This window comes from Streptomyces sp. ISL-36 (assembly GCF_018614205.1).
GTDB lineage: Bacteria > Actinomycetota > Actinomycetes > Streptomycetales > Streptomycetaceae > Streptomyces.
Genome location: NZ_JAGGOS010000063.1, coordinates 23,748 through 47,965 on the forward strand (window position 1 = coordinate 23,748; position 24,218 = coordinate 47,965).

Below are 24,218 nucleotides of genomic sequence, written 5' to 3' on the forward strand. Positions count from 1 at the left end.
CCGCCCGGGCGCGCTGCCCTCCCGTACGTGAGGAGGAGTGGCGCGGGAGCGGGGTCCGGCGCGACTCGAACGCACCGGTGCCGGGCTACCCCGGGGTGGCGGCCGTGGGGGTGAAGGCGGCGCCGTGGCCCGGGACGACCAGGGCCGGGGAGAGGTCGAGGATCGCCCGCCGCGAGGCGTGCAGGGCTGCGGGGTCCGTGGCGTAGGGCTCCTCGACGGGCCCGTCCGACGACCACCACAGGTGGGTGAGCACGACGAGGCCGTCGGCGGTCTCGGCCAGGGTGCTGATGTCCTCCGCGGTGTGCCCGGGCGTGGCGGCGAGCCGGATCGACGGGGAGAGGGCGAAGCCGTCGGCGGGACGGTCGGTCCAGAGATCGTCCTGATAGACGGCCCAGTGGTCGTGGTAGCGAGCGGCCGGGAAGAGGGCGGCGTTGAGGGTGTGGTCGGGGTGGTGGTGGCTGAACACCACGTCGGTGACCTGCCCGGGCACCACACCGGCGGCGTCGAGCGGGCCGAGGATCAGCTCGCGGTCGGCGACCATGCCCGGGTCGACGACGACCACGACGTCCCCGTCACGCAGAAGGCTGACGGTGGAGGCGGTGCGTGGGCCGACGTATCCCTCGGTCAGGACGGTCAGGGTGGCGGTCATGGGCGCTCACGCTAGCGCGGCACCTGGTGCGGGATGGATTGTTTCCAGCCGGACTGGCATGCGATTTCCAGCCAGCCTGCCGTTGGCTCCCGGATGCCGGGGCTCCCGGATGCCGGGGCCCCCGGGGCTCGGCACCTTCGGGGAGGACGGGCTCTCAGCGCGGCGGCTCCGGCAGCTCCTCGCCCGTCTCCAGGAGGGACTTGAGACTGGAGAGCAGGGCCGGCCAGCCCTCGCCGACCAGGTCACGGACCGTACCGTCGGGCTCCAGGTCGTCGTGCACGAGGGTCAGCTTGACCATGTCCCCGGCCGGCTCGATCGCGAAGGTCACCTTCGAGCGGCGCTCCCTCGCGAGCCTCGCGTACACCTCGTCACCGACACCGACCGCCTCGGCCCACTCCGGCGTGAAGGTGTGCCAGGTGTACGAGAGGAGCCGGCCGGGCTCGGCCGCGAGGACCACCTGGCCGGGGTCACTGGTCTTGCGTCCGCCCTCGTCCCAGACCATCGGCGACCCGGCGGTCCACGTCGTCTCGAAGGCGACCCCCCAGTAGCGGCGGGTGAGCGACGGTTCGATCAGGGCCTGCCAGAGTTCCTCGGGAGTGGTGCGGATGTAGGTGGTGTAGACGAACGCGTTGCTGTCCATCGGGTTCTGCTCCCTGCTGACGTGCGGCTGCCGCGTGTCAACGCCGCCCGGCGCCGGCAGGCCGCAACGCCGCCGTCACCAGACCTTCGACCTCCTCCACGGAGACGTCTCCACCTCGGACGAGCCGGTCGAACACGAGACCGTCCACGCACGCCAGCAGCGTCAGTGTGCGCCCCTCCGGGTCCTCGACCCGGTGAGCGGCGAGGAAGCGGCGTACCGCGTCCCGCGCCGGGTTCTCGCGCGGAATCAGGATGTCGCGGAGTTCGGGGTCCCGCACGCTCTCGACCGCGCAGGCGTAGCGCGCGAGGGATCGGCGCCGGCCCTCACCGGCGAGACGGGCGGCGATCAGCGCGGCGCCGGCGTGGGCGAGTTCGGCGGCGGAGTGCGGCTCGCCGAGCCCCTCCCCCACCGCCCGCAGCTCGGCCTGGTCCCGTTCGACCAGACGGCGGACGAGGGCGGTCAGCAGGGCCGAGCGGGTGCGGTAGTACGCGGAGGTGGTTCCCGCCGGGAGTCTCGCGGCGGCGTCGACGGCGCGGTGGGTCAGCCCGCGCATCCCCGCGTCGGCGAGGACGTCGATCGCGGCGTCCGCGAGGAGGGTGCGGCGCTCGGAGACGCCGGAAGCGGGGGCGGTGGCACGGGCAGCGGAGGCGGGGCCGGTGGCGGCGGCGGCACGTCGATCGGAGGTCACCCCCACTTTCTACACCTGTAGAGACCGCACGCTAGGCTTCTACAGGTGTAGAAGACTCTGGAGAGGGGCTGAATGCCATGGGGAACACCGCTGTCGTCGTCGGCGCGGGAATCGGCGGGCTCGCCGCCGCCCTCGGACTGCGGCGGGTCGGCTGGGAGGTGACGGTGGTGGAGCGCGCCCACGTCCTCGACGACGCGGGCGCCGGGATCTCGCTGGCCGCCAACGGCATCCGCGCCCTCGACGCGCTCGGCGTCGGGGCCCAGGTGCGGGCGGCGGCGCGCGGTCAGTACACCGGCGGCACCCGTACGCCGGACGGCTCCTGGCTCGCCCGCATGGACGGCGCCGCCCTCGAACGCGCGCTCGGTACGCCCATCGTCGGCATCCCGCGCGCCGCGCTGCACCGGATCATGCGCGCCGCCCTCCCGGCCGAGGCCCTCACCGTCGGCGTCGAGGTAACGGGCCTCGACCGCTCGGCTCCTGAACGCGTCCGCGTCCACCTCCGTGCACGGGCCGCCGGGGCCTCGCCGACGCCCGGGACGCACCTCGACGCCGACCTGGTGGTGGCCGCCGACGGCGTCAACAGCCGCGTCCGGGCGCTGCTGTTCCCCGAGCACCGGGGCCCGGTCCACAGCGGCTCGACCGTCCTGCGCGCCCTCACGGACCGCCCCTTGGACCTGCCCACGGACTTCGAGATCAGCTGGGGGCACGGCGCCGAGTTCGGCCACATCGCCTTCGAGGACGGGCGCGCGGAGTGGCACGCCGTCCTCAACGCCCGGCCCGGCGTTCGCCACGCGGACCCGCTCGGCGAGGTGCGCCGGCTGTTCGCCGGCTGGCATCCGCCCATCCCCCGCCTGCTCGACGCGACCCGCCCCGAGGCCGTCCTCCACCACGACATTCATGAACTGGCCACCCCGCTCCCGTCCTTCGTCTCCGGCCGCGTCGCGCTCCTCGGCGATGCGGCCCACGCGATGACCCCCAACCTGGGCCAAGGCGCCTGCCAGGCGCTGGAGGACGCGGTCGTCCTCGCCGCCGCCCTGGGGCACCCCCGGGCGGCCGACGGCACGGACATCCGAGCGGCCTTGGCCTCCTACGACGCCGAACGCCGCCCTCGCGCCCAGTCCGTCACGGTCGCCGCTCGCCGCGCCGGCCGCATGGGCCAGCAGCTCAGCCACCCGGCGGCCGTGGCCCTGCGGAACGCGGCGCTTCGGCTGGCCCCCTCGGGCGCGGCGCTGCGCATGATCCTGCGGCACGCCGACTGGACACCGCCGTCCCTGCCCCGGGCGACGACGACCTCCGAAGCCGATGGCGTCGGCCGTTGACAGTCGGCCGCTGAATAGGTGCGAAAGGAACTATTCAACGAACTGCTAGCGTGTCCGGATGTCCCTGAAGCACGCGGTCCTCGCAGCTCTCCTGGAGGGCGAGGCATCCGGATACGACCTGGCCAAGATCTTCGACGTGTCCGTCGCCAACTTCTGGGCCGCCACGCCGCAGCAGCTCTACCGGGAGCTGGACCGACTGTCGGAGGCCGGCCTGATCGCCGCCCGCGTCGTACAACAGAGACGCCGGCCCAACAAGCGGATGTTCTCGCTCACCGACGCCGGCCGGCAGGACCTCGTGGCGTACACCGCCCAACCGCCGCGTCCGACCGCCATCCGCGACGAACTGATGGTCCAGGTGCAGGCCTGCGACGCGGGCGACACCGACGCCGTCCGCGGTTTCGTGCGGGAGCGGATGGAGTGGTCGCGGGGCAAACTCGCCCGCTACCGACGGCTGCGGGAGTGGATGCTCGACGGCCGCGACGAGGAGACGTACCTGCGCGAGGCGGAACGGATCGGCCCCTACCTCACGCTGATGCGCGGCCTGTCCCTCGAAGAGGAGAACCTGCGTTGGGGCGAGCGGGTCCTGGCGGTTCTGGAACAGCGCCGGGCCGTACGCCAGCAGGCCTGAGCCCGCGCGCGGGCACCGCACGGCCGGTCCCGCCGCCCACCGCCGCCTCCCGTGGGCACACCTATGCTGGTCGGCGTGACGGACAGCATGGCTGATGGGTCGGCCGGGACCGGTTGCTGGCAGCCGCCCGCCTCTGGTGACAGATCCGCTTACTCCCCGGTAACGTCACCCGTCGGCGACCGGAGGGGCCGGTGGCCGGACTGAGGGGCGGGCCGGATGAACGTCGGTGACATCGTCGAGGACTTCACTCTTCCGGACGAGACGGGGAAGCCCCGGTCCCTGACCGGTCTGCTCGAGGACGGGCCGGTGGTCCTCTTCTTCTATCCGGCGGCGCTCACCCCCGGCTGCACCGCCGAGGCCTGCCACTTCCGTGACCTGGCCAGCGAGTTCCGGGCGGCGGGAGCGCGCTCGGTCGGCATCAGCTCCGATGCCGTCGAACGCCAGCAGGAGTTCGCGGACCGGCATTCGCTCGGGTACCCGCTGCTCTCCGACCCCGACGGCGCCATCCGCGACCGCTTCGGGGTGACGCGCGGATTCTCGCTCGCGCCGACGAAGCGGGTCACTTTCGTGATCGATACGGACCGCCGGGTCCTGGAGGTCGTCCGCAGCGAGCTGCGGATGAGCGCGCACGCCGATCGCGCGCTGGCGGCGCTCCGCGCACGCCGGGTCTGAAGCGCCACCCACAGCGGGGGAAGAGATCGTCCCCCGTACCGGTGGGCTCCCGCACCCTCGGGGCGCGGGAGCGCGTCGGGAGGCTCGGTCAGCAGCCCGTCGCCCAGGTGTGGGAGTCACCGCGGTCGTTGGCCGCGCCGTTGTAGCCGACCTCCTGGCCGGGGGCGAGGCAGATGGTCATGGAACCGCCCTGCCAGGCGCTCTCGTAGACGCGGACGTGGTCCTTGACCCCTGGTCCGGAGATGCCGTGGTTGGCCCAGGAGGAGTCGGTATCGGCGATCCAGCTCTCCCACCAGCCGTCGTCGCCGCTCCAGTTGGCACGCTGGCCACCGAAGTCGGCTTCCTGCCACGTGCAGAAGTGGCCGCTCGGGCAGTCGGCCGCCAGGGCCGGCGTGGTGAGGGCGAGCAGAGCCGCGGCGGCGGCGGCGGTGAGGATGCGCTTCATCAGGCGTCGTTGCCTTTCTGTTCGGTGGTGCGGGCGGACAGTTCGGCTGCCCGCTGCAGTGCGCGGTTGCGCAGCTGCCGGTAAGTGGCGAGCTGGTCGTCGTGCAGAGAGCGCACCTCCGCCAGCTCGGCGGGTTCCAGCCGGGCCCGTACGTCGGCGAGTCCGCTCTCCCGCTCGCACCGGGCGGTGAGGGCGGGGTCGGGGCGTTCGGGGCGTGGACGGCCGGGTGGGGCTGCGCACCGGGTCCATCGGTCCAGCGCGGCACGGTGGGCGGGGTCGTCCTTCATACGCGCCTGGGCCTCGGCACGCAGGTTGTCGACGGTCACCTGGGCACGGAACCAGCGGGCCTGGTCGCCGTAGAGGCTCTGCCGGGCGGCGGCGACGCAGCCGTCGGTGTGGGCGGTGACGGTGTGGCCGGTGGCAAGGGTCAGGGAGAGCTCACGAGGGCCCGTGCCGAAGAGGGCTGCCTGGAGGCGGCGGTCGTCGGCAGCGGCGGGCGAGCGGCCGGGGACGGTGTCGGGGAGGGTGAGGCCCCGCGCCGCGAGGCAGCGGACGACGAGGGTGCGTTCGGCGGTCCTCAGCAGCTCGTCCTGGGCCTCGGGCGCGGACGGTACGGCCGGCCGGGCGTGGACGCTCGCGCAGCCGGCCAGCGCGAGGACGGCGAGGGCGGGCCCGAGCAGGCGCAGGGCACGCCGAGTGATGGAAAGCAAGGTCCCCCCTTGTGAAACGCCTGGTCAGCGAGTCGTATCCGATGATCGTCACGGCGCGTGACGACACTGCCCGAGCGCAGCGGAGGACATGCCGGGGGTCACTCGAACGGGTCGAACGCGCCGGAGTGTGCGCCGCCCGGGAGCGGTCCGCGCGCGGAAACGAAAGAGCCCCGGTTGGACGGGGGATTCCAACCGGGGCCGATCGCTGTGACGGCGAAGAGCGGTCACCTCAAGGGGGGACTCGGGGACCGGGCCCCTTCGCAGTCACATATGGATGAACGATAAACCTTCGCGCCGTGTTCCGAGGAATCGAACCTGCCCGGTGTGAGTCACCTCACCCCGTTTTCGCCGGTCCGGCGTCTCAGGTTACGGACGGTAGACGGTCCCTGGCTCTGCGGTGGCGGGCGCGAGAAGCTGCGGGACGGTCACGAACGTGAAGCCTCGTCGCTTCAGCTCGTCGATGATCCCGGGGACGGCCGGGACCGTTCCGTCGTAGATGTCGTGCAGCAGGATGATCCCGTCCCTCTCGGCCCCGTCGAGCACCCGCTGGCGTATGAGCGCCGAATCGGTCGTGGAGTAGTCCTTCGCCGTGACGCTCCACAGGATCTGCGCGAGCCCGAGTTCACGGCTCACCTCGGAGACCGTCCCGTCGGTGCGCCCCTGCGGAGGCCGCATGAGGGTGGGCCTGCGCCCGGTGATCTCCTCTATCGCGTCCTGCGTGCGGGACAGCTCCTCCCGCACGTCACCGGCTTCCACGTCGGTGAGGATGCGATGGGTCCAGGTGTGGTTGGCGACCTCGTGGCCCTCGTCGGCGATGCGCTTGACGACCCGCGGATAGCGGTCGACGTGGTTCTTGCCGAGCAGGAAGAAGGTGGCCGGGACCTGCTTCTCCTTGAGGATGTCGAGGAGGCGGGGCGTGTCCTTGCCGGGGCCCGCGTCGAAGGTCAGCGCGATGCACTTCACCGCGGCGCAGTCGACCGCCCGGGAAGCGCCGGCCGCTCCGGCCTTGCCGTCCGAACGGGCCGCCTCGCCCCTGGCTTCACCGGGGGTGACCCGGTCCACCCCGCAACCACTGAGGGCGAGGACCAACGAGGCCGCCGCCAGAAGGGCGACGGCCGGTCCCCGGCTCTTCGTCGGCTTGGTTCGGAACATGCTGCGACCCGCTTTCCCCGTCGATGGCTTCGGACGGCCACGCACGCCTGGTCAGGGGCGTTTCCGTGGCATGCCGAGCACTCTACACACGGTGTATACACACCGTGCATAGGGGGTCGTCGTGATCGCGGGGGTCGTCGTGATCGCGGGGGGTCGTGGTGATCGCGGGGGATCGTCGTGATCGTGGGGGCTGCCGGTCGTCGCGGGTGATCAGCCGGGGTACGCCGGTGATCAGCCATGAGGGCCCGCCGCCGCACGGCATACGTATGCCCCGGACGGCGCCCGTCCGCTCCGCCCGGGGTGTCCACGTGCCGGCGGTCGCAGGCGTCTCACCGAGAGGCCTGCGTCGCCGGCGTCTCAGCGGGAGGCGAGCAGCAGCCGGGCCTCGGTCTCCTGGTCGCCGGAGACCGACTGCAGCGACTGGATGTCGAAGCTGGTGGCGAGCGTCTTCTCGACCTCGTCGACCGCGTGGTATCCGCCGGTCAGCACCGCCCCGACCATCCCGGTCAGCGGAACGTGGCTCGTCTCCTCATGCCGGCCGGCCGCCGTGTCGAAGGTGGCCGTCCAGACGTTCACGCCCGGGGCCGTGCCCGCCCGCGGGCCCGGCGCGGTCATGTCCTCGAGCTCGTAGACGTGGTCGAGGACGTCGAAGACGACTTGGGCGTCCTCCCGGGAGCAGTCGCTCAGTTGCACGGTGACGTCCGTGTCGATGTGCATGTCGTACACGTCGCTCATCTCCTCGCGGCCCGGCGGGCCGGTCGTCCTGCCACGCTTCCAGCATCCCTCGCACGGACGCGTCCCGCGAGGCCCGCGCCTGGGCCGGCCCGCGTCCCCTGCACCTCGCACGCTTCTCCGGCTTCGGTGGCGCGCGCCGAGCTCATCCCTCAGGGTTGAAGCCCCACGTCCGGTCATCCGCGACGATGGAGTTGAACGGGAGGTTCCGTGCCCACCACGCCACGTCAGACACCGCCCGACGGCGACGGTCTGATCCGCGGGCGTCACGAGACGCCGGAGGAGCGCGCGGACCGGCGGTGGGGCGAACTGATGCAGGAGATCAGGGTCGCCCAGACCGGCGTGCAGATCCTGTTCGGTTTCCTTCTGACGGTCGTCTTCACGCCCCGCTTCCCGGAACTGTCGGCGGCCGACCGGACCACCTACGTCGTCACGGTCTCCCTGGGTGCGGCGGCGACGGGCGCCCTGATCGGACCGGTCTCCTTCCACCGGCTGGTGGCGGGGCGGCGGATCAAACCGCAGTCCGTCGAGTGGGCGTCCCGTCTGACGTTCATCGGGCTGCTCCTGCTGCTGGCGACCCTGGCCTCCGCGCTGCTCCTGGTGCTGAGGGTGGCGACGCAGCACACGTACGTGCCGTGGCTCGTGGCCGGCCTGGTCACCTGGTACCTGCTCTGCTGGTTCGTGCTGCCGATCTGGGTGCGCAGGCGCTACTCCAACGGTGGCGGCGCCCCCCGACGTCGCCGGGACCGGTTCACGGGCCGCCGGTGACCCGCCGCACGGTGTCGGCCTCGGCGGCCGGCTTGTCCGGGCGGTGGCGCACGACGCGGGCGAAGCGCAGAGTGACTCCTGCCGGGTAGCGGGTGGAACGCTGCAGCCCGTCGTACGCGATCTCGACGACGAGCTCGGGCCGTACGCGCACGGTGAATCCGTCGTCGGACACGGCGAGTCCACGCAGCTTCTCGGTCTGCCAGCGGAGCATCTCGTCGGTGAGGCCCTTGAAGGTCTTGCCCAGCATCACGAAGGAGCCGTCGGCGGCGCGGGCGCCGAGGTGGAGGTTGGAGAGCAGCCCGGTGCGCCGTCCATGACCCCACTCCGCGGCGAGGACGACGAGGTCGAGGGTGTGGACGGGTTTGACCTTCAGCCAGGTACGCCCGCGGCGGCCGGCCACATAGGGCGCGTCGAGGGCTTTGACCAGGACTCCTTCGTGGCCACGGGCCAGGGTGTCGGTGAAGAACCGCTCGGCCGTCTCGATCTGCGCGGCCGCGCCCGGATCGTCGACGACGCACCGCCGCACCCGCGAGGCCTCGGGCACCAGGCGGGCCAGGGCCGCGTGGCGCTCGTGGCCGGGCCGGTCGATGAGGACCTCGCCGTCCGCGGCGAGAACGTCGAAGAAGACCGGGGAGACGGGGGTCGTGGCGCTGGCGGTCACCACGTCGACGCGGGATCCGACCCGGGAGGCGATGTCCTGGAAGGCCATCGGCCGTCCCGTGGCCGGATCGAGCGCGATGACCTCGCCGTCCAGGATGAACGGGTCGGCAGTCATGTCCCGGGCGAGCCCGACGACTTCGGGGAGCCGGCCGGTGATGTCGTCCAAGGAGCGGGTGAAGACCCGGACCTCGTCGCCCCGGCGGTGCACCTGGACGCGGATGCCGTCCAGCTTCTCCTCGACGACGCAAGGGCCGAGGCTCGCGACGGCCTCGGTGACCGAGCCGGCGGTGTGGGCGAGCATCGGCTGGACGGGGCTGCCGACCCGCAGGGCGAAGGTGTCCAGCGCGCCGGGACCGTCGGCGAGCACCGCCCGGGCGACGCGCGGCAGGGATCCTTCGAGCATCACGGCGCGGCGGAGCTGGTCGGAGGGGACCGTGGCGGCCCGTGCGACGCCCTCCAGCGCGATGGCGTCGAGGGCGCCCTGACGCACCTCGCCGGAGAGCAGCCGGATCAGGAACTCCTGTTCCGGGAGGGTGGCGGCGGCCATCAGGTCATGGACGAGACGGACGCGTTCGGCCTGCGAACCGGCGCCGGTGAGGGTGGCGAGCGCGGTCATGGCGGCATCGGTGCCGGCGAGCGTGAGGGTCGGCTGCTCGGCGGGTGGGACGGCGGGAGGGACCGCGTTCTTGAGCACACTCCAGCCGACACCGATGCGTCCCTGCGGGAGCCGGCCGGAGAGGTAGGCGATGACGAGCGGACTCTCCTCGGGCGCGGCCTCCGAGAAGAGCTCGGCGAGGAGCGCGATCTTCCGCGAACGGGCCGAGGTGGCGGCGACCTGATGGGAGACGTCCGCGAGTCGTGCCAGAAGCATGCGCCCATCCTCTCCCGCCCCGCCCGACGATCGCACTTCGTACGCCGATCCGGTCACCCGCCCCGGCCGACGACCGCACCTCGCACGCCGATCCGGTCACCCGCCCCGGCCCCGCCCCCGGCATGCCCCGGTCGACGGCGCTACTCCATGGACGCGACCGGGCGCGGCACCACCTCCCCTTCGGGCATCGCCACGCCTGCGCCCGCGCCCGCACCGGGAACCGGATCCGTCCCCGCATTCGCGCCCGTTCGCCTTCGGCGCCGGAGCCGGTCGAGGAGCCCGGGGCGGGCGCGGCGGACGGGTGGGCGGGAGAAGGCCGGCGGACGGGGTGGCCGGGTGGCGGCCGGACGGGGCTCCTGGCGCCCGCCCGCTCCCCCGTCGGGCCGCGGGGCCCGGCGCTCCTGACGGGCCTCGTCCAGCGCGAGCGCCAGGCTCATCCGGTGCCACAGGACCTCGTCCGGGTCGTCCGCCAGCATCAGCCGATCCGCGATCTCACGGCCGGTCGCCGACGCCGGCAGCCCCGATGGCGGTTGCGGGCGCAGCCGGTCGAGATGCGTCCGTTCGTACGGGTCGTCGACGACCTCGGCCAGCTGGAGCGGGTCGAGGAGCGAGGCGATCGCCGCCGCCCGCGCCCACGGGTCCTCCGTCGCCCGCAGCAGCAGTCCGAGCCGTCTGGCCCGCCAGTTCCGCGCCCGCCGGTCCTCACCCGCCTCGATCCGGTCGCGGACCTCCTGGGGAAGCCGTCCGCTCAGCAGACTCTGATGGGTCAGGGCGAACTCCCCGAGCTCACCGGCGAGGTAGAGCCACACCACCGCGCGGTACCGGTTCAGATAGAACCGCACAGGGCTGAAGTGCCCGGTCCTGGCCAGCTTGGTGAAGCGGTCCGGGGTGACCGAGAGCAGCGCGGCGGCCTCCGTCGTACCGACCGTGCGGACCCGTTCCCGCAGCCCCATGGGGAAGTCGGGTGCGGCTCTGAGCCGGTCGACCTCTGCCCGCTCCACCCTCCGCCGGCCGCCGCCCGGCGCACCGCCCCGTGCATCGGGGGCGCCGGCCGGCACCGTACGGATCAGTCCCCACTGAACGGCCAACTGGAACTCGTCTCGCCGCAGTTCCAGTTCCTGCGCTGCCCGCGTCGGTGCCAGCGTGCCCGCGCCTTCCTCCACCGCCATGACGGCCTCCCCCTGAGTGACGAATACTCTCGGTGACGACCGTAACGTGCAGCAATGTCCCACCGCTCCCCCTGTGGACAACTCGGGCCGGGCGACCCGGCCCCGTCCTGTGGACAACCTCAGAGTTCGGCGAGTCCCGCGCGGCCCGGCTGACGCGCCGCCACCCCCAGATGCTCGCCCACACGGTTCACCAGCAGCGTCATCTCGTACGCCACCTGGCCGACATCGGCCTCCGCGGCGCTCAGCACACACAGACAGCTGCCGTCCCCCGCCGCCGTCACGAACATCAGGGCCTCGTCGAACTCCACCATCGTCTGCCGGGCACGACCCGCCTGGAAGTGCCGACCCGAACCGCGGGCCAGGCTGTGCAGGCCGGAGGAGACGGCGGCCAGATGCTCGGCGTCCTCCCGCTTCAGGCCGCTGCTCGCGCCCGTCACCAACCCGTCGTTGGACAGCACCAGCGCGTGCCGTATGTACTCGACCCGCTGGGTCAAGTCGTCCAGAAGCCAGTCAAGTCCCTTGTCCAGCGCCATGTCCGGTCCTCCCCCTGTGTGTTGCGTCCCCGTCGACCCGAAGTCCCCGCGGTCCGCGTGTCGTCCGCAAGCCTTACGCAGTGTCGTGGACAGAGCAAGCACTCGAAGGAGCCACGCGTGCCGCAGCACGGCACGGCGCGGCGCGGCACGGCGCGGCACGGCGCAGCACGGACCCCTGGCCATGGGGCTGCCCGGATCGGTGGCCGCTCCATGGGCGTGGACCGTGCCGAGGAGGTCGTCGAGCGCGAGGGCACCGGTTCGTCTCAGCCGACGGAGTCCAGCAGCCGGGCCGTATGCATCCGTCCCGCGTACTCGACGAGTCGGATCAGGACCTCCTTGCCCGAGTCCCGGTCCCGCGCGTCGCACAGCACCACCGGTGTGCCGCGGTCCAGGTCCAGTGCGCGCGAGACCTCGTGCGCACCGTAGTTCCGGGCGCCCGCGAAGCAGTTGACGGCGACGAGGAAGGGGATCTTGCGGTGCTCGAAGTAGTCCACCGCCGGGAAGCAGTCCTCCAGCCGTCGGGTGTCGGCGAGGACGACGGCCCCCAGTGCCCCCTGGGACAGTTCGTCCCAGAGGAACCAGAAGCGGTCCTGCCCCGGGGTGCCGAAGAGGTACAGCGAGAGCCCCGAGCGGATCGTGATGCGCCCGAAGTCCATGGCCACGGTCGTGGTGGTCTTCCGGGCGACGCCGTCGGTGTCGTCCACGGTCTCCCCGGCCCGGCTGAGCCGTTCCTCGGTGCGCAGCGGACGGATCTCGCTGACCGCGCCCACCAGGGTGGTCTTGCCGACGCCGAACCCGCCGGCGACCAGGATCTTCAGGGCGAGGGCCGTGGCGTCCACGCCGTCGCCCGTACCGGTGCTCTCAGAGCGCTCGTAGGCCATCGATGACTTCCCTCAGGATCCGTTCGTCGGGCAGCTGTGCGGGCGGGATGGGTCGGCTGACCTTGACGAAGCCCGCTTCGAGGAGATCGCCGAGGAGGACCCGGACGACTCCGACGGGCAGGTCGGCGTCGGCGGCGAGCTCCGCCACCGACTGGGTCTCGGCCCGGCACAGCGTGAGCAGGGCCCGGTGTTCCGGGCCGAGGAGCGATTCCTCGGCACGGCCGGGCGGGTCGTCGTCGACGACGACGAGGGCGATGAGGTCGAACCGTACGTTGCTGGGACCCGGCTTGGTACGGCCGCCGGTCATGGCGTACGGCCGGACGAGCGGCCCGGCGTCGGCGTCGTACCACTGGCTGCCCGCAGCGGCCTGGCCGTCGCCGGTGCTGTCCTCGTTCATGGGTGTCTCCGGTCAGCCGGCGGCCGGCGGGGTGGCGGTGAGCCGCGGCGGTGTGTGCAGATGTTCGCCGACCCGCTTCACCAGGCGGGCCATCTCGTAGGCGACGAGACCGATGTCGGCGTTCACCGAGCTGAGGACGGCGAGGCAGGAGCCGTCGCCGGCGGCCGCGACGAAGAGGAAGCCGTCGTCCATCTCCACCATCGTCTGGCGCACGCCCCCCGTGTGGAACTGGCGGCCCGCGCCCTTGGCAAGGCTGTGGAAGCCGGAGGCGATGGCGGCCAGATGCTCGGCGTCCTCCCGGCTGAGGCCGCTGGAGGATCCGACGGCGAGACCGTCGTTGGACAGCACGACGGTGTGGCGGACTTCTCGGACCCGGACGACGAGGTCGTCGAGGAGCCAGTCGAGTTCACCTGAGCGGTGGTGGGAGATCCTCTCGTGGTCGATCATTCCTGCTCTCCTTCACTGGGGAAGTCGCGGCCGAAGTCGCGGCCGGAGCCGGTGCCGAGGGGGCGGCGGGTGCCGGGGGCGGCGCCGCCGCCCCGCGTCCAACCGTCGCGGTAGGCGGTCATGCGGTCCCTGACCTGCTCGGGTGTGCGTGCGCCCGCTCCCTGGACCGCCGGGGTGGGCGGCGGGTCCGCCGGGGGCGCCTCGCGCAGCTGCGGTACGAGACTGGCCTGACGCACCCTGCGAGGGAGCTCGTGGGCGTCCTCAAGGGGGAATCCCGGGGGCGGGGAGGAGGGTGCCGAGGACCGAGGCGTCGCTGGTGGGGGCGCTTGGGGGCCCGGGGTCGGACGTCCGCGCTGCCGAAGGGTGGTGACCCCGGCCGGCGGTTGCTCCTGGGAACCGGTCTCCTGCCCGTCCGGCTGCGCCGACAGGGCGGGGACGCGTGGCGGGCCCGCCGGCGGCTGGGACGGTACGGGGGTCACGGCGCCGGGCTGCTGCCGCCGGTGCTCCGGGAACGTCGCCGTCGTCGCTGTCACCGCCGTCGTCGCCGACGTCGCTGTCACCGCTGTCACCGCCGTCATCGCCCTCATCGCCTTCGGCGGCATCGGCGTTTCCTCGGAGCGGGCCCCTTCCGCCCTCGTTCCCTCCCCGTAGGCGCTCTCGGACGCCCGGCGGTCGGGCCCGGTCCGTCCCGGGGGGAGTGCGCTCTGCAGGAGGTCCGTCGGCAGCAGCACAACGGCCGTCGTACCGCCGTAGGGCGAGGTCCGCAGGTGGACCTTGATGTCGTGCCGGGAGGAGAGGCGGCTCACCACGAACAGTCCGAGCCGGTCGCTGTCGAACAGGTCCAGGGCCTCCGACTGCTCGATTCTCGTGTTGGCCTCGGCCAGGCTCTCCTTGCCCATGCCGAGGCCGCGGTCCTCGATCTCCAGGGCGTAACCGTTGCCGACCTGTTCGCCGGTGATCCGCACCTTGGTGTGGGGCGGGGAGAACTGGGCGGCGTTCTCGATGAGTTCGGCCAGGAGGTGGGTGAGGTCGGCGACGGCGCCGCCGACGACGGCCGTCTCGGGGAGCCGGTGCACCTCCACGCGCGCGTAGTCCTCGATCTCGGAGACGGCGGCCCGTACGACGTTGGTCAGCGGGACCGGCATCCGCCAGGCGCGTCCGGGTGCGGCGCCGGAGAGGATGATCAGGCTCTCGGCGTGGCGCCGCATCCGCGTGGTGAGGTGGTCGAGCCGGAACAGGTCGCCGAGCTCGTTCGGGTCGTCGGCCCGACGCTCCATGCTGTCCAGCAGGTTGAGCTGCCGATGGACGAGGACCTGGCTACGGCGGGCGAGGTTGACGAAGACGCCGGAGATCCCACTGGCGAGTTCGGCGCGTTCGACGGCGGCGGAGAGCGCGGCCCGGTGCACGGTGGTGAGCGCCTCGCCGACCTGGCCGATCTCGTCCTGCGGGGCGGGCCCCGGCGGGGCCTCGGCCAGGACGTCGATCTCCTCACCGGCGCGCAGCCGGTGCATGGCGGCGGGGAGCTTGCGCCGGGCGATCGCCAGGGCCGTGTTGCGCAGCCTGACCAGTTCGACGACGAGGGCACGGCCGATGCGCACCGAGATGACGAGGGAGGCGGCGACGGCGGCCAGGCCGAGCAGGACCGCGGCGCCACCCGCGGTCAGGACGCCGTCGGCGAACGGGTCGGCGCGGTCGGCGGCGGCGTGGCGGGCGTCCGTCTCGATCGCGCGGATTGAGCCGCGCACGACGGCGACGGCGTCGTCCCAGGAGGCGGCGGAGACGGCCTGGACGGCCTTGCGGCCGGGAGCGGCGGCGATGACGCGGTCCTCGGCCGCGGTGAGCTGCCGGTGGCCGCGCTGGGCGGCGAGCTTCTCCCAGGCGGCTCGCTCGGGGCCGCGCAGGTCGGCGGTGGCGGACTCGAGGAGGGTACGGCGGGTCTCCACGGCTCCTGTGAACCGCCGGAGCCTCTCCGGGGTGAGTTCTCCGCCGAGGTGGGCGGAGCCGAGCAGGGCGTCCTCGCGGGCGAGCATCTCGCCGGCCCGGCCGAACTCCAGGAGCACGCGCGCGTCGGAGCCGATCTCGGCGTCCTGGATGCCGGTCAGGGCGCCGCCGACGGCGAAGGCGGTGGTGATGGCGGCGGTGTACTCCGCGTACACCTGGTCCCAGTCGGCTTTGCCGTCGGCCGCTGCGGTGCGCAGTCGACCGAGGCCTTCGGCGCGGGTGACGAACCGTCCGAGCCGGTCGGCGACTTCGCGGGGCGCACCGTCCGACAGGTCTCCGGTGTCGCCGACGGTGTGCCGGGCGTCGAGACGGAGCCGGGTGACGGCCGCGTCGGTACGCCGCGCCTGCTCCCTGAGCTCGGTGGCGCGCCCGGTGCCCGGTGCGGCGACCTGGCGTACGGCGGCACGGCGTTCGGCTTGGAGGGCGAGAACGGCGGCGGCGACGGGTTCCCGGATCTCCGCGTCCACGCGCTGGAGTTGGCGCAGTCGGGCGATGTCCTGCGCGGTGGTGACGGTGGCGAAGCCCCACAGAGTGAGCAGCGACACGACGGGCACCATCAGCAACGAGACGATCTTCGCGCGGACGGTACGGGGGCGCAGACCCCGGCGCCGGGTCGCGGCGGGCGCCCCTGGCATCCCTGGCGTCCCGGTGGACTTGAGCACCTCGGTGAACCCGGGCACGTCGGTGGACCGGGGCGCGTCGGTGGACCGGGGCGCGTCGGTGGACCCGGGCACGTCGGTGAGCCAGGGCGCCTCGTGGGTGGGCGGCGCGTCATCGGTCTCCGGCGGTTCGTCGGCGGGTGGCCCGGCGTGCGCGCGCCGCCCGCGCACCGTCGCCTGCGGCCGCGCCGTCGTGTGGGCGCCCTGGGTCCTGCGGGGAGTTCGCATGGCCTCCTCGTTCCGGCTGCGTCTGTCCTGGTGCTGTACGCGGTGCGGTGTGCGCCGTTCGTGGTTCGTGATGCGCCGTGCGTGGCGCGCCTCGCGCTCCTCCGCCCAGGCACGCGCGCGCGTGCGTGCCGAAGAGCGGAGTTCGGCCTAGGCCCTGCCCGGGCCACCGTCCACGGGGCCCGCCGGGTAGGCGTACGAGGGCGCCGTCCCCATGGCGCCCGCGGTGTTGTCGGCGGCCTGCGGCGCCGACGGTGACGGTGACGGTGACGGCGACGGCGATGACGGGTGGAAGCCGGCCGGAGCCACGTCGACGGCACGGTCGTCGGGTTCGGTGAGGCGCTCCGCCGAGGCGTATGCGGCGCGCTCCTTGGCGGTGGGTGAGAGGGCCACGAAGGCCGAGGTGATGAAGAGGTAGGAGCCGAGACCCACGGCGAGGGGGAAGATGAACTGCATGGCCGAGGCGCCGGGAAGCGTCGACGCCGACGGGGTGACCTCGACCCGGACGGCGAACATACCGGTGTAGTGCATGCTGCTGACGGCCGCTCCCATCACCAGGGAGGCCACCGCGACAGCGGCCGGGGCGTGGATGTTCAGGGCCGCCCACAGCGCCGCCGTCGCGGCGACGACCGCGATGACGACGGAGAGCGCGACGAGCACGGGGTCGTACCGCACCTGCCCGTGCAGCCGCAGTGCGGCCATGCCCATGTAGTGCATGCTCGCGACACCGACGCCGGTCGTGAGTCCGCCGACCAGGAGCGAGCGGAAGCGGTCGCGGCCGTAGCCGACGGCGAAGACCCCGACTCCGACGACGGCCATGGCGATGAGCAGGCTGAGGATGGTGAGGGGAACGTCGTAGCGGATGTCGCTCCCGGTGACGCCGAAGCCCAGCATCGCGACGAAGTGCATGGTCCAGATGCCGGTGCCGATCGCGGAGGCGGCGGTGAGCAGCCAGTTGCGTCGTGATCGGCCGGTCGCGTCGAGCGCGCGGACGGTGCAGCGCAGCCCGAGGGCCGCGCCTATGCAGGCCATCGCGTACGACAGCGCAGGTGTCAGCCAGCCGAAGGTGGCGTGGTCCAGGTGTCCCATGACCCAGGGACGCTAGTGCGGGCAAGGGGGCGCATCGGGGGCGCATTTCGAAAGCTGATGGAATATGACGCAGAGATGTTCCAGAACGATCGTGCCGCGCTCGAACGTGCGCACAGAACGTTCACCCCTGAGGCTGGGGCATCATGCACGCATGAGCGATGACCCCACCCATGTCCAGGAGTTCTTCGGCGCCCGCGCCGCCGGCTGGGACGCGCGCTTCCCCGACGACGGTCCCGCCTATGCCGCGGCCGTCGCCGACCTCGGGCTGCGCCCGGGAGACGCCGTGCTCGACGCGGGCTGCGGCACCGGTCGAGCGCTTCCTCCACTGCGCGAGGCGGTGGGACCCACGGGGACCGTGATCGGCGCGGACCTGACGCCGGAGATGCTCGCCGAGGCGGTACGCGCCGGGCGCGACAAGGTCGCGGCGCTGCTCCTGACGGACGTCGCCCGGCTTCCGGTGCGCGACGAGGCGCTCGACGCGGTCTTCGGGGCGGGACTCGTCTCCCACCTTGCGGATCCGGCCGAGAACCTGCGCGAACTGGCCCGGGTCGTGCGCCCCGGCGGACAGCTCGCCCTCTTCCACCCCATCGGCCGGGCGGCCCTCGCGGCTCGCCACGGACGACTCGTCACCGAGGACGACCTGCGCGCCGAGCCCCGCCTCCGCCCGCTTCTCTCCGACTCCGGCTGGCGGATGGTCCGTTACGTGGACGAGGACGACCGCTATCTGGTGCTCGCCGTACGAGAGGGCTCACCCCTCCGTCGTACGGAGTGACTGTCCCGGCCCTTCCGGTGATCGCGTGACCCATGACCCGTGACCCGTACACCGACGCACCCTTCTGTCCCGGCACTTCCGTGTCTACGGTGGAGGTGCCGGGCAGCCCTGTCCGGGAAAGGCGGCAGGCCATGGCCCGTATGCGAGCGATACTGCGCACCCTCCTGCCGACCGCACGACGGGCTCCCGACGAGCCGCGGAAAGCCCCCGGCGTGCGCCGGCCGCACAACATCTTCGAGGCGGCGGCGACCTACGTGGTCGGCTGTGTGGAAGAGGACCAGGACCAGATCGAGGAGGCCGTCACCTGGGTCCAGCCCGAGGCGCTCTCCTTCGGCATCAACGAGCTGGCCTGCCGGGCCGTGATCGCGCTGGCCCGCGAGCGCGACGAGTCGCCGCGCACCGTGGCCCGGTCGCTGCTCGGCCTGCCCGACTCCTGATCGGTACAGAATCAGCCCCGCCACTTTGTCGCCCGGAGCCTCTCGACGCGCGGGTTACCCACTGGTTAAGGTGCGCCGACGACCAGATGGGGAGGCTGCCGTGGGTGGGACGGACCCTACCGCCGACAACACCGTAGAGGCCGACGGCACCGACGACGCGTTGTACGTGCTGACGGCGGTGCTGCTGACGCCCGCGCAGTACCCGAGCGTCCTGGGCGACGACTACCCGGCGGCATGCGCGGCGCTGGAGCTCGAACCGTACGCCGAGGGGTACGGGCTCGTGCTCGGCCAGGACGGCGCGGGCGCCCGGTGGACCGTGATCGTCGACGACGTGTCGCTCGTCGCGGTGGCCATCGCCTCCTGGGACTGCGGGATGGAGTACGACCTCTCTCCCGACGAGCGCTCGGTCGTGGCCGCGCTCCCCGGCTGGCCTCTCGCCGTGGCCTCGGCCGCTCCCGGCCTTCCGGCCCCGCACGACCCGGAGCCGGAGGAGGGCGACCGTGCCCCGCTGGCCCCGCCGGCCGGCGATGGCTGGGGCCCCGCGCAGCGCCGTCTCGGCGCCGACGAGGTGGCCTTGCAGTGGGCGGCCTGGCGGGCCCAGATGGACGAGAGTGAGGCCGACGGAGCTGACGGCGGCGAGGGCGGCGAGGGCGGGCCGGGCCCCGAGGGTTCCGGCCCGGCCGAGGCGGATGGCGACGGCATCGGCGACCGTCCGCACAGCCCGGTCGACCCGACCGGCCCGACCGGCGGCAACCGTCCGCACAGCCTGAGCGACCCGGCCGACCCCACCGGCGGCGACCGTCCGCACGACCCGTACGACGGTGTCCGCCGCGCCCTCGCCGACCTGCGCGGCTACCTCGAGGAGGCGCCCCCTGTGGGCCGGGTCCGGTCGAGCTTCGCTGCCGGTGGGGCGCGGATGCTCCGCGCGGACGGCCCCGGCTGGTCCCTGGTGGCACGGACCGACGACATGGCCTTCGTCCTGCTGGACGACGAGCCCCGCGAAGTCCTCCCGGTCGCCCGAGGTCCCAAGCTGCCCGCCCTCCTGGAGGCCCTGGAGGCGATGGCGGTACGCCCCTCCTGACCCCGGGAGGCCACATGGGCCGGAGGTCCGAGGTGTGGTCCAGGACCATGGCCGCACGGAAGGGGTGCCCCGCACGATGGGCGGCGCACCCCCGCCCGTTCGTCCCACCGGAGGCCGTCCATGCGCCCGTTCCGAGGCGTTCCGCTGCTCGTCGCGCTCCTGACGGGGCTGACCGTCGTCGGCCCCGCCAATCCGGCGGGGGCCGATCCCGCGCCGCCCGACCCCTGCGCGGCGCGGCACCGGATCCAGGTGCCCGGCGCGGAGCACCAGGAGTCCGTCTGTCTCGGTGATCTGACGACCGCGGGCCTCGCCGGCACGCCGTACACCGACATGGCCGACCAGGCGGGCCTCTCCGCGAAGGGCACCAGGAATCCGTCCGGCGTGCCCGGTATCCAGGTCGACGGCTACTTCCCCGACGACTCTCGTCTCAACGCCACGCACGGCTGGGCCCACGACGCCCAGTTCGTGATCCGGCTGCCCGAGAACTGGAACGGCGGCCTGGTCGTCACCGGCGCTCCCGGCACCCGGCGCCAGTACTCCACCGACGCGCTCATCTCCGACCACGTCCTGGCCCAGGGCTTCGCCTACGCCGCCACCGACAAGGGGAACACCGGGCCGGACTTCTTCACCGACGGACGTGAGGCCGGCGACGCGGTCGCCGAGTGGAACCGCCGGGTGACCGAGCTGACGCGGGCCGCCAAGAAGGCCGTACGGCAGCGTTACGGCCGGGCGCCCCACCGCACGTACATGACGGGCATCTCCAACGCCGGCTATCTGACCCGCTGGCAGCTGGAGAACCGTCCCGAGCTCTACGACGGCGGGGTCGACTGGGAGGGGGTGCTGTGGACGACCCGGGGGCCCAACCTGCTGACGAGTCTGCCCGTGACCGTCGCCCGGTCGCTGGGGCGGGCGTCCGACGAGGACCTGATCGACGCCGGTTTCGCACCGGGCTCACGGTTCCTGTGGCCGTACCACGAGAAGGCGTACTGGGGGCTGACCCAGAAGATCTTCCGGGCCGAGTTCGACCCGTCGTACGACCCGGGCTGCCCTGGTTCCACGGCCGGTTCGACGGTCGAGCAGATCCTGGCCGCCTGCGCCTCGGACGCCTCCTACGACTACACCGACCGTCCCGCGTCCGTGCGCAGGGCGGTCGAGAAGGTCGCGTTGACCGGCCGGATCGGGAAGCCGCTGATCACGCTCCACGGCGACCTCGACACGCTGCTGCCGATCAAGACCGACTCCGATGTGTACGCGCGGATGATCGACGCACGGGGCCGGGGCGGGCTGCACCGTTATTACACGGTCCAGGACGGCACCCACACCGACGGTCTGTACGACACGTACCCGGAGCGGCTGCGTCCGATCCTGCCCTGCTACCGCTCGGCCTTCGTGGCGCTGACGCAGTGGGTCGAGGAGGGTACGGCGCCGCCCGCGGACCGGACGATCGCACGGCCGGCGGGCGGTGACGTGGTCAACTCCTGCGCACTGGAGCGGCGGAGCTGACGCTCAGACCATCTCCAGGGGACGGTGCGGCTCGGCCGGCAGGTCGATCGTGATCGGGTCGCCGGGCCGCACCACACCGCCGGTCAGCACGATGCTCATGATCCCGGCCCGGCGGACGATCTGCCCGTTCTCGTCGCGGCCGAGGACCTGCTTGAGCAGTCCGTGCCGGAAGTTGTCGATCTGGGCGCAGGGGTTGCGCAGTCCCGTGACTTCCACGACCGCTTCGGCGCCGAGACGCAGCCGGGTGCCGGTCGGCAGGGCGAGCAGGTCGATTCCCCGCGTGGTGACGTTCTCGCCGAGGGCGCCCGGGGCGACCTCGAAGCCGGATCCGGCGACCTCGTCGAAGAGCTCCGCGTGGATGAGGTGCACCTGGCGCAGGTTCGGCACCGTCGGGTCCTTGGCCACGCGCGAGCGGTGCTTGACCGTGACGCCCGCGTGGACGTCCCCCTCCACGCCGAGCCCGGCCAGCAGCGTGATGCTGTCCCGGTTCGGCTTGGTGAACGAGTACTCGGCGTTGCTGCTGACCGTCGTGACCGTCCCGCCCATGACGCGGAACTCCCCTCTCCCGAACTGATGATCGCTTCCGACCCTATGCCACGTCTCTCGGCGACCCTCCGCTCAGCGGTTGAGTTCCTTCCGGGAGATCCGGCGCAGCCTGCGCCGCTGGCCCGGGTCCAGCGCCAGGTAGGCCACGGCGGGCACGCCGATCACCACGAGCAGTGACATCCAGAACCCGATCAAGGGCATCAGGAGCAGGCCGACGGCCACTCCTCCGATCACCAGTTTGGTCCGTGCCGTCATGGGTGACGCCTCCTTCTCGGGGCCGGGTACGGAGCTGTCAGGCCGCCGTACGGAGCGGATCGCCGACCTCGTGCAGGTGGCTCAGCGCCTGCCGGTAGGACTCGACGAAACCGGTCTCTGTGTACGGGATACCCAGTGTGCGGCAGTGCGCACGCACGGCGGGCTGCGCGAGGCGAAGATGCGGCCGGGGCATGCTCGGGAAGAGGTGGTGCTCGATCTGGTAGTTCAGCCCGCCGAGGAACCAGTCCGTCAGGGCGCCGGCGCGGATGTTCCGGGAGGTGAGCACCTGCCGGCGCAGATGGCCCCAGCTGTCGCCGTCCGGGTGGGCGTCGGGCATCTCCATGCCCTTGTGGTTGGGGGCGAAGGCCATGCCCAGGTGGAGCCCGAGGAGCATCTGGTGTATCAGGGCGAAGAGCAGCGCCTGGCCTACGGTGAGTGTGCTGAGCAGCAGGGCCGCGTAGCCGGCGACGTGGGCGAGCAGCAGGGCGCCCTCGACGAGCCGCTCGCGCCGGGACCGGTAGGGCCCGTCCTGGGAGAAGAGGGCCTGGAATCCGTACACCTTGAGGGCGATCCCCTCCAGGGTCGTCAGCGGGAAGAACAGCCATGCCTGGTGGCGGGTGAGCCATCCGCGTACGCCGGTCCGGCCGGCCGTCTGGTGCGCGGCGAACACCAGGATGTCGGCCGCCACGTCCGGGTCCTTGTCCAGGTGGTTGGGGTTGGCGTGGTGGCGGTTGTGTTTGTCGTTCCACCATTCCTGGCTCATGCCGAGCAGGAGGTTGGCGTGGACGAGCTGGATGATCCGGTTCCGCCGCCGGTCGCCGCTGATCTGCGCGTGGCCGGCGTCGTGTCCGACGAAGGCGGCGCGGGCGGAGAGCAGCGCGAGGGGGACGGCGAGGAGGAGCGCCCACCAGGACGGGCCGAGCAGGACGAGCCCCGCGGCGACGGCGGCGAGGCCGAGGAGGTTGACGGCCATGCCGCGTGCGTACCAGCCGGCCCGGCGTTCGAGCAGCCCCTGCTCCTTGATGGTGCGCAGGAGTGGTGCGAACTCGCTGCCGCCGCCTCGCTTGGCGGGGGTCCTCCGATCCGGGGCCGTGAGCGTGGCGGTGGGCGCCGCGAGCGTGGCTGTGGCCTGGGGCATGGCGGTCTCCGGTGTCCGTGGGCGAGGCCGGGCGCGGTCCGCCCCGACTTCCTCGAACCTACGGATCGGTGGTGGTGCGCAGCCATGGCGTCACCCCCCGACGTCCTCGGGGGCCTGCCCGGGGGGGGTGGGGCTGCCTCCACCCCCGCCCCCGCCCCACGCCTCCGCCTCATGGTTTCGTCACGGGGTTTCGTCACGGGGCGGAGTGATCCAGGTCACGGGATTTCCATGGGCGGGAGGGAGGTCCGTTCGGGTACCCTCGGCCGCTCGGCCTCCAGTAGTCAAATTTGAGGAATGCGTTGTCGCTGTCGCTGACACCCGATGAACTCGCCCGCCACTCCGCTGTCTTCCTGCCTTCCGATCCGCCCCGCGCCGGGCGGATCGCCTTCTGGTCCCCGGAAGGGACTCCGGACGGAGCCACCCGCGGAGCCCCGGACGGAGGTACGCCGACAGCGGGCGCCGGGCGGACGCACGAACGGCCGACGGAGGCGCCGACTGACGTGTCGATGGACAAGCTGACGGTGGTGGCGGACGACGTCCGTCCGCACACCGTGCCCGCGCTCCTGCTGCCCGTACGGGAGGCCCTCCCGGCCCTCACCCGCGCCCGGTTCTCCACGAAGACCTCCCCCGCGGCCGCCTTCTGGGGCGCCGCCACCCTCTTCGCCCTGCACCTGGCGGCGAAGGGTCTGCTCCTGCCGGGCCTTACCGGCACCGACCGGGACGCCTGGCGCGCCGGTCCGCTGGGCCGCGAGGAACTGGCGGAGCTGCGGGCGCTCGCCGCTTCGATGCCCCCGTCGGCCCACGCCGTACCCCTCGCCCAGGAAGGGGAGTTGCTCCTGCCCGAGCCTGAAGCGCTGCTGCGCGCCTTCGTGGACGCCGTCGTGGACGGCCTGCCGCGTACGCCGGCCGCGCCGCTCGCCGCGGGCGGTCCCGCCTTCGCCGCCGACGCACCGCAGGAGCTGCCGGAGCAACGGGCATGGGCGGCGGACGTGGCGGCGGGCCACGACGCCGGAGTACGTCTCTCGCTGCGCGTCGAACTGCCCGGCCTGACCACACAGGAGGCCCCGGCCTTCCGCGCCGTACTCCAGATGCACAGCGTCAGCGACCCGGCCCTGGTCGCGGACGCGGCCGAGGTCTGGGCCGGATCCGGC

General features: G+C 72.8%; 26 protein-coding genes and 1 pseudogene. 9 read left to right on the top strand and 18 right to left on the bottom strand.

Annotated features, from left to right (window positions below):
* Nucleotides 1-85: 85 nt before the first annotated feature.
* The 3 genes from J7E93_RS17380 to J7E93_RS17390 all read right to left on the bottom strand — a co-directional run bounded on the left by J7E93_RS17380 (nt 86) and on the right by J7E93_RS17390 (nt 1,842).
* The gene (locus J7E93_RS17380) at nt 86-649 is read right to left on the bottom strand and encodes an MBL fold metallo-hydrolase (protein ID WP_215070377.1); all 564 of its coding nucleotides are present in this window, start codon (nt 647-649) and stop codon (nt 86-88) included.
* A 154-nt stretch (nt 650-803) separates the two neighbouring features.
* A complete protein-coding gene (locus J7E93_RS17385; protein WP_215070379.1) occupies nt 804-1,289 on the bottom strand; it encodes an SRPBCC family protein in 486 nt (161 codons plus the stop codon).
* Between the two features lie 37 nt (nt 1,290-1,326).
* The gene (locus J7E93_RS17390) at nt 1,327-1,842 is read right to left on the bottom strand and encodes a TetR family transcriptional regulator C-terminal domain-containing protein (RefSeq protein WP_215070439.1); all 516 of its coding nucleotides are present in this window, start codon (nt 1,840-1,842) and stop codon (nt 1,327-1,329) included.
* Between the two features lie 212 nt (nt 1,843-2,054).
* Between J7E93_RS17390 and J7E93_RS17395 the strand changes: the two genes are divergently transcribed.
* The 3 genes from J7E93_RS17395 (at nt 2,055) to J7E93_RS17405 (ending at nt 4,596) form a co-directional block, all read left to right on the top strand.
* The gene (locus J7E93_RS17395; RefSeq protein WP_215070380.1) at nt 2,055-3,296 is read left to right on the top strand and encodes an FAD-dependent monooxygenase; all 1,242 of its coding nucleotides are present in this window, start codon (nt 2,055-2,057) and stop codon (nt 3,294-3,296) included.
* A gap of 58 nt (nt 3,297-3,354) precedes the next feature.
* Nucleotides 3,355-3,924, top strand: a complete 570-nt coding sequence (locus J7E93_RS17400) for a PadR family transcriptional regulator (protein ID WP_215070382.1) — start codon at nt 3,355-3,357, stop codon at nt 3,922-3,924.
* A 216-nt stretch (nt 3,925-4,140) separates the two neighbouring features.
* The gene (locus J7E93_RS17405) at nt 4,141-4,596 is read left to right on the top strand and encodes a peroxiredoxin (RefSeq protein ID WP_215070384.1); all 456 of its coding nucleotides are present in this window, start codon (nt 4,141-4,143) and stop codon (nt 4,594-4,596) included.
* Between the two features lie 88 nt (nt 4,597-4,684).
* Here the strand turns inward: J7E93_RS17405 and J7E93_RS17410 are convergent, their stop codons facing one another.
* The 4 genes from J7E93_RS17410 to J7E93_RS17425 form a co-directional block, all read right to left on the bottom strand.
* Nucleotides 4,685-5,041: a peptidase inhibitor family I36 protein gene (locus J7E93_RS17410; RefSeq protein ID WP_215070386.1), complete on the bottom strand. Its 357-nt coding sequence runs from the start codon at nt 5,039-5,041 to the stop codon at nt 4,685-4,687.
* Nucleotides 5,041-5,751, bottom strand: a complete 711-nt coding sequence (locus tag J7E93_RS17415; RefSeq protein ID WP_251066673.1) for a hypothetical protein — start codon at nt 5,749-5,751, stop codon at nt 5,041-5,043. Before J7E93_RS17415 ends, J7E93_RS17410 begins: the two co-directional genes overlap by 1 nt.
* Before the next feature lie 366 nt (nt 5,752-6,117).
* Nucleotides 6,118-6,903, bottom strand: coding sequence for a polysaccharide deacetylase family protein (locus J7E93_RS17420; RefSeq protein WP_215070388.1), 786 nt, complete (start codon nt 6,901-6,903; stop codon nt 6,118-6,120).
* 357 nt (nt 6,904-7,260) lie between these two features.
* Complete coding sequence (locus J7E93_RS17425; RefSeq protein WP_215070390.1) at nt 7,261-7,638, bottom strand: hypothetical protein; 378 nt, start codon at nt 7,636-7,638, stop codon at nt 7,261-7,263.
* Between the two features lie 207 nt (nt 7,639-7,845).
* Here J7E93_RS17425 and J7E93_RS17430 point away from each other — a divergent pair, with 207 nt between their 5' ends.
* The gene (locus tag J7E93_RS17430) at nt 7,846-8,403 is read left to right on the top strand and encodes a DUF6328 family protein (RefSeq protein ID WP_308368693.1); all 558 of its coding nucleotides are present in this window, start codon (nt 7,846-7,848) and stop codon (nt 8,401-8,403) included.
* Here the strand turns inward: J7E93_RS17430 and J7E93_RS17435 are convergent.
* The 8 genes from J7E93_RS17435 to J7E93_RS17470 form a co-directional block, all read right to left on the bottom strand.
* Nucleotides 8,387-9,934, bottom strand: a complete 1,548-nt coding sequence (locus tag J7E93_RS17435; protein WP_215070392.1) for an ATP-dependent DNA ligase — start codon at nt 9,932-9,934, stop codon at nt 8,387-8,389. The genes J7E93_RS17430 and J7E93_RS17435 overlap by 17 nt on opposite strands.
* Before the next feature lie 140 nt (nt 9,935-10,074).
* Complete coding sequence (locus J7E93_RS17440) at nt 10,075-11,103, bottom strand: DUF6397 family protein (protein ID WP_215070394.1); 1,029 nt, start codon at nt 11,101-11,103, stop codon at nt 10,075-10,077.
* A 119-nt stretch (nt 11,104-11,222) separates the two neighbouring features.
* Complete coding sequence (locus J7E93_RS17445; protein WP_215070396.1) at nt 11,223-11,636, bottom strand: roadblock/LC7 domain-containing protein; 414 nt, start codon at nt 11,634-11,636, stop codon at nt 11,223-11,225.
* A 263-nt stretch (nt 11,637-11,899) separates the two neighbouring features.
* Entirely contained in the window at nt 11,900-12,517 is a 618-nt protein-coding gene (locus J7E93_RS17450) for an ATP/GTP-binding protein (RefSeq protein ID WP_215070398.1), read from the bottom strand.
* Nucleotides 12,498-12,914, bottom strand: coding sequence for a DUF742 domain-containing protein (locus J7E93_RS17455; protein ID WP_215070400.1), 417 nt, complete (start codon nt 12,912-12,914; stop codon nt 12,498-12,500). Before J7E93_RS17455 ends, J7E93_RS17450 begins: the two co-directional genes overlap by 20 nt.
* Before the next feature lie 12 nt (nt 12,915-12,926).
* Nucleotides 12,927-13,361 (bottom strand): roadblock/LC7 domain-containing protein, encoded by a 435-nt coding sequence (locus J7E93_RS17460; protein WP_215070402.1) that lies wholly within the window; start codon nt 13,359-13,361, stop codon nt 12,927-12,929.
* Entirely contained in the window at nt 13,358-16,249 is a 2,892-nt protein-coding gene (locus tag J7E93_RS17465) for a nitrate- and nitrite sensing domain-containing protein (RefSeq protein WP_215070404.1), read from the bottom strand. The genes J7E93_RS17460 and J7E93_RS17465 overlap by 4 nt, the downstream gene beginning before the upstream one ends.
* A 147-nt stretch (nt 16,250-16,396) precedes the next feature.
* The gene (locus tag J7E93_RS17470; protein ID WP_215070406.1) at nt 16,397-17,335 is read right to left on the bottom strand and encodes an MHYT domain-containing protein; all 939 of its coding nucleotides are present in this window, start codon (nt 17,333-17,335) and stop codon (nt 16,397-16,399) included.
* Nucleotides 17,336-17,486: 151 nt separating this feature from the next.
* On the opposite strand from J7E93_RS17470, the gene J7E93_RS17475 reads away from it, so the two are divergent.
* The 4 genes from J7E93_RS17475 to J7E93_RS17490 all read left to right on the top strand — a co-directional run bounded on the left by J7E93_RS17475 (nt 17,487) and on the right by J7E93_RS17490 (nt 21,128).
* Nucleotides 17,487-18,107 (top strand): class I SAM-dependent methyltransferase, encoded by a 621-nt coding sequence (locus J7E93_RS17475; protein WP_215070408.1) that lies wholly within the window; start codon nt 17,487-17,489, stop codon nt 18,105-18,107.
* A 131-nt stretch (nt 18,108-18,238) separates the two neighbouring features.
* Entirely contained in the window at nt 18,239-18,544 is a 306-nt protein-coding gene (locus J7E93_RS17480) for a hypothetical protein (protein ID WP_215070410.1), read from the top strand.
* A gap of 100 nt (nt 18,545-18,644) precedes the next feature.
* On the top strand, nt 18,645-19,625 hold the full coding sequence (locus J7E93_RS17485; protein WP_215070412.1) for a hypothetical protein: 981 nt from the start codon (nt 18,645-18,647) through the stop codon (nt 19,623-19,625).
* A gap of 120 nt (nt 19,626-19,745) precedes the next feature.
* Nucleotides 19,746-21,128, top strand: coding sequence for a tannase/feruloyl esterase family alpha/beta hydrolase (locus J7E93_RS17490; RefSeq protein WP_215070420.1), 1,383 nt, complete (start codon nt 19,746-19,748; stop codon nt 21,126-21,128).
* A 3-nt stretch (nt 21,129-21,131) separates the two neighbouring features.
* Here J7E93_RS17490 and J7E93_RS17495 read toward each other — a convergent pair whose 3' ends face one another.
* The 3 genes from J7E93_RS17495 to J7E93_RS17505 form a co-directional block, all read right to left on the bottom strand.
* Nucleotides 21,132-21,674, bottom strand: coding sequence for an MOSC domain-containing protein (locus tag J7E93_RS17495; protein ID WP_215070422.1), 543 nt, complete (start codon nt 21,672-21,674; stop codon nt 21,132-21,134).
* Between the two features lie 72 nt (nt 21,675-21,746).
* The gene (locus J7E93_RS17500; protein WP_215070424.1) at nt 21,747-21,929 is read right to left on the bottom strand and encodes a hypothetical protein; all 183 of its coding nucleotides are present in this window, start codon (nt 21,927-21,929) and stop codon (nt 21,747-21,749) included.
* 37 nt (nt 21,930-21,966) lie between these two features.
* On the bottom strand, nt 21,967-23,067 hold the full coding sequence (locus tag J7E93_RS17505) for an acyl-CoA desaturase (protein WP_215070425.1): 1,101 nt from the start codon (nt 23,065-23,067) through the stop codon (nt 21,967-21,969).
* 287 nt (nt 23,068-23,354) lie between these two features.
* On the opposite strand from J7E93_RS17505, the pseudogene J7E93_RS17510 reads away from it, so the two are divergent.
* A pseudogene (locus J7E93_RS17510) lies at nt 23,355-24,218 on the top strand (ATP-dependent helicase); the annotation flags it as partial.

Coding starts and splice junctions, on each gene's coding strand:
- J7E93_RS17465 (WP_215070404.1), bottom strand. CDS start 16,249: ATGCGAACTCCCCGCAGGACCCAGGGCGCCCACACGACGGCGCGGCCG.
- J7E93_RS17420 (WP_215070388.1), bottom strand. CDS start 6,903: ATGTTCCGAACCAAGCCGACGAAGAGCCGGGGACCGGCCGTCGCCCTT.
- J7E93_RS17450 (WP_215070398.1), bottom strand. CDS start 12,517: ATGGCCTACGAGCGCTCTGAGAGCACCGGTACGGGCGACGGCGTGGAC.
- J7E93_RS17425 (WP_215070390.1), bottom strand. CDS start 7,638: ATGAGCGACGTGTACGACATGCACATCGACACGGACGTCACCGTGCAA.
- J7E93_RS17445 (WP_215070396.1), bottom strand. CDS start 11,636: ATGGCGCTGGACAAGGGACTTGACTGGCTTCTGGACGACTTGACCCAG.
- J7E93_RS17480 (WP_215070410.1), top strand. CDS start 18,239: ATGGCCCGTATGCGAGCGATACTGCGCACCCTCCTGCCGACCGCACGA.
- J7E93_RS17385 (WP_215070379.1), bottom strand. CDS start 1,289: ATGGACAGCAACGCGTTCGTCTACACCACCTACATCCGCACCACTCCC.
- J7E93_RS17410 (WP_215070386.1), bottom strand. CDS start 5,041: ATGAAGCGCATCCTCACCGCCGCCGCCGCCGCGGCTCTGCTCGCCCTC.
- J7E93_RS17470 (WP_215070406.1), bottom strand. CDS start 17,335: ATGGGACACCTGGACCACGCCACCTTCGGCTGGCTGACACCTGCGCTG.
- J7E93_RS17405 (WP_215070384.1), top strand. CDS start 4,141: ATGAACGTCGGTGACATCGTCGAGGACTTCACTCTTCCGGACGAGACG.
- J7E93_RS17500 (WP_215070424.1), bottom strand. CDS start 21,929: ATGACGGCACGGACCAAACTGGTGATCGGAGGAGTGGCCGTCGGCCTG.
- J7E93_RS17395 (WP_215070380.1), top strand. CDS start 2,055: ATGGGGAACACCGCTGTCGTCGTCGGCGCGGGAATCGGCGGGCTCGCC.
- J7E93_RS17490 (WP_215070420.1), top strand. CDS start 19,746: ATGCGCCCGTTCCGAGGCGTTCCGCTGCTCGTCGCGCTCCTGACGGGG.
- J7E93_RS17390 (WP_215070439.1), bottom strand. CDS start 1,842: ATGCGCGGGCTGACCCACCGCGCCGTCGACGCCGCCGCGAGACTCCCG.
- J7E93_RS17460 (WP_215070402.1), bottom strand. CDS start 13,361: ATGATCGACCACGAGAGGATCTCCCACCACCGCTCAGGTGAACTCGAC.
- J7E93_RS17495 (WP_215070422.1), bottom strand. CDS start 21,674: ATGGGCGGGACGGTCACGACGGTCAGCAGCAACGCCGAGTACTCGTTC.
- J7E93_RS17455 (WP_215070400.1), bottom strand. CDS start 12,914: ATGAACGAGGACAGCACCGGCGACGGCCAGGCCGCTGCGGGCAGCCAG.
- J7E93_RS17400 (WP_215070382.1), top strand. CDS start 3,355: ATGTCCCTGAAGCACGCGGTCCTCGCAGCTCTCCTGGAGGGCGAGGCA.
- J7E93_RS17475 (WP_215070408.1), top strand. CDS start 17,487: ATGAGCGATGACCCCACCCATGTCCAGGAGTTCTTCGGCGCCCGCGCC.
- J7E93_RS17505 (WP_215070425.1), bottom strand. CDS start 23,067: ATGCCCCAGGCCACAGCCACGCTCGCGGCGCCCACCGCCACGCTCACG.
- J7E93_RS17435 (WP_215070392.1), bottom strand. CDS start 9,934: ATGCTTCTGGCACGACTCGCGGACGTCTCCCATCAGGTCGCCGCCACC.
- J7E93_RS17380 (WP_215070377.1), bottom strand. CDS start 649: ATGACCGCCACCCTGACCGTCCTGACCGAGGGATACGTCGGCCCACGC.
- J7E93_RS17440 (WP_215070394.1), bottom strand. CDS start 11,103: ATGGCGGTGGAGGAAGGCGCGGGCACGCTGGCACCGACGCGGGCAGCG.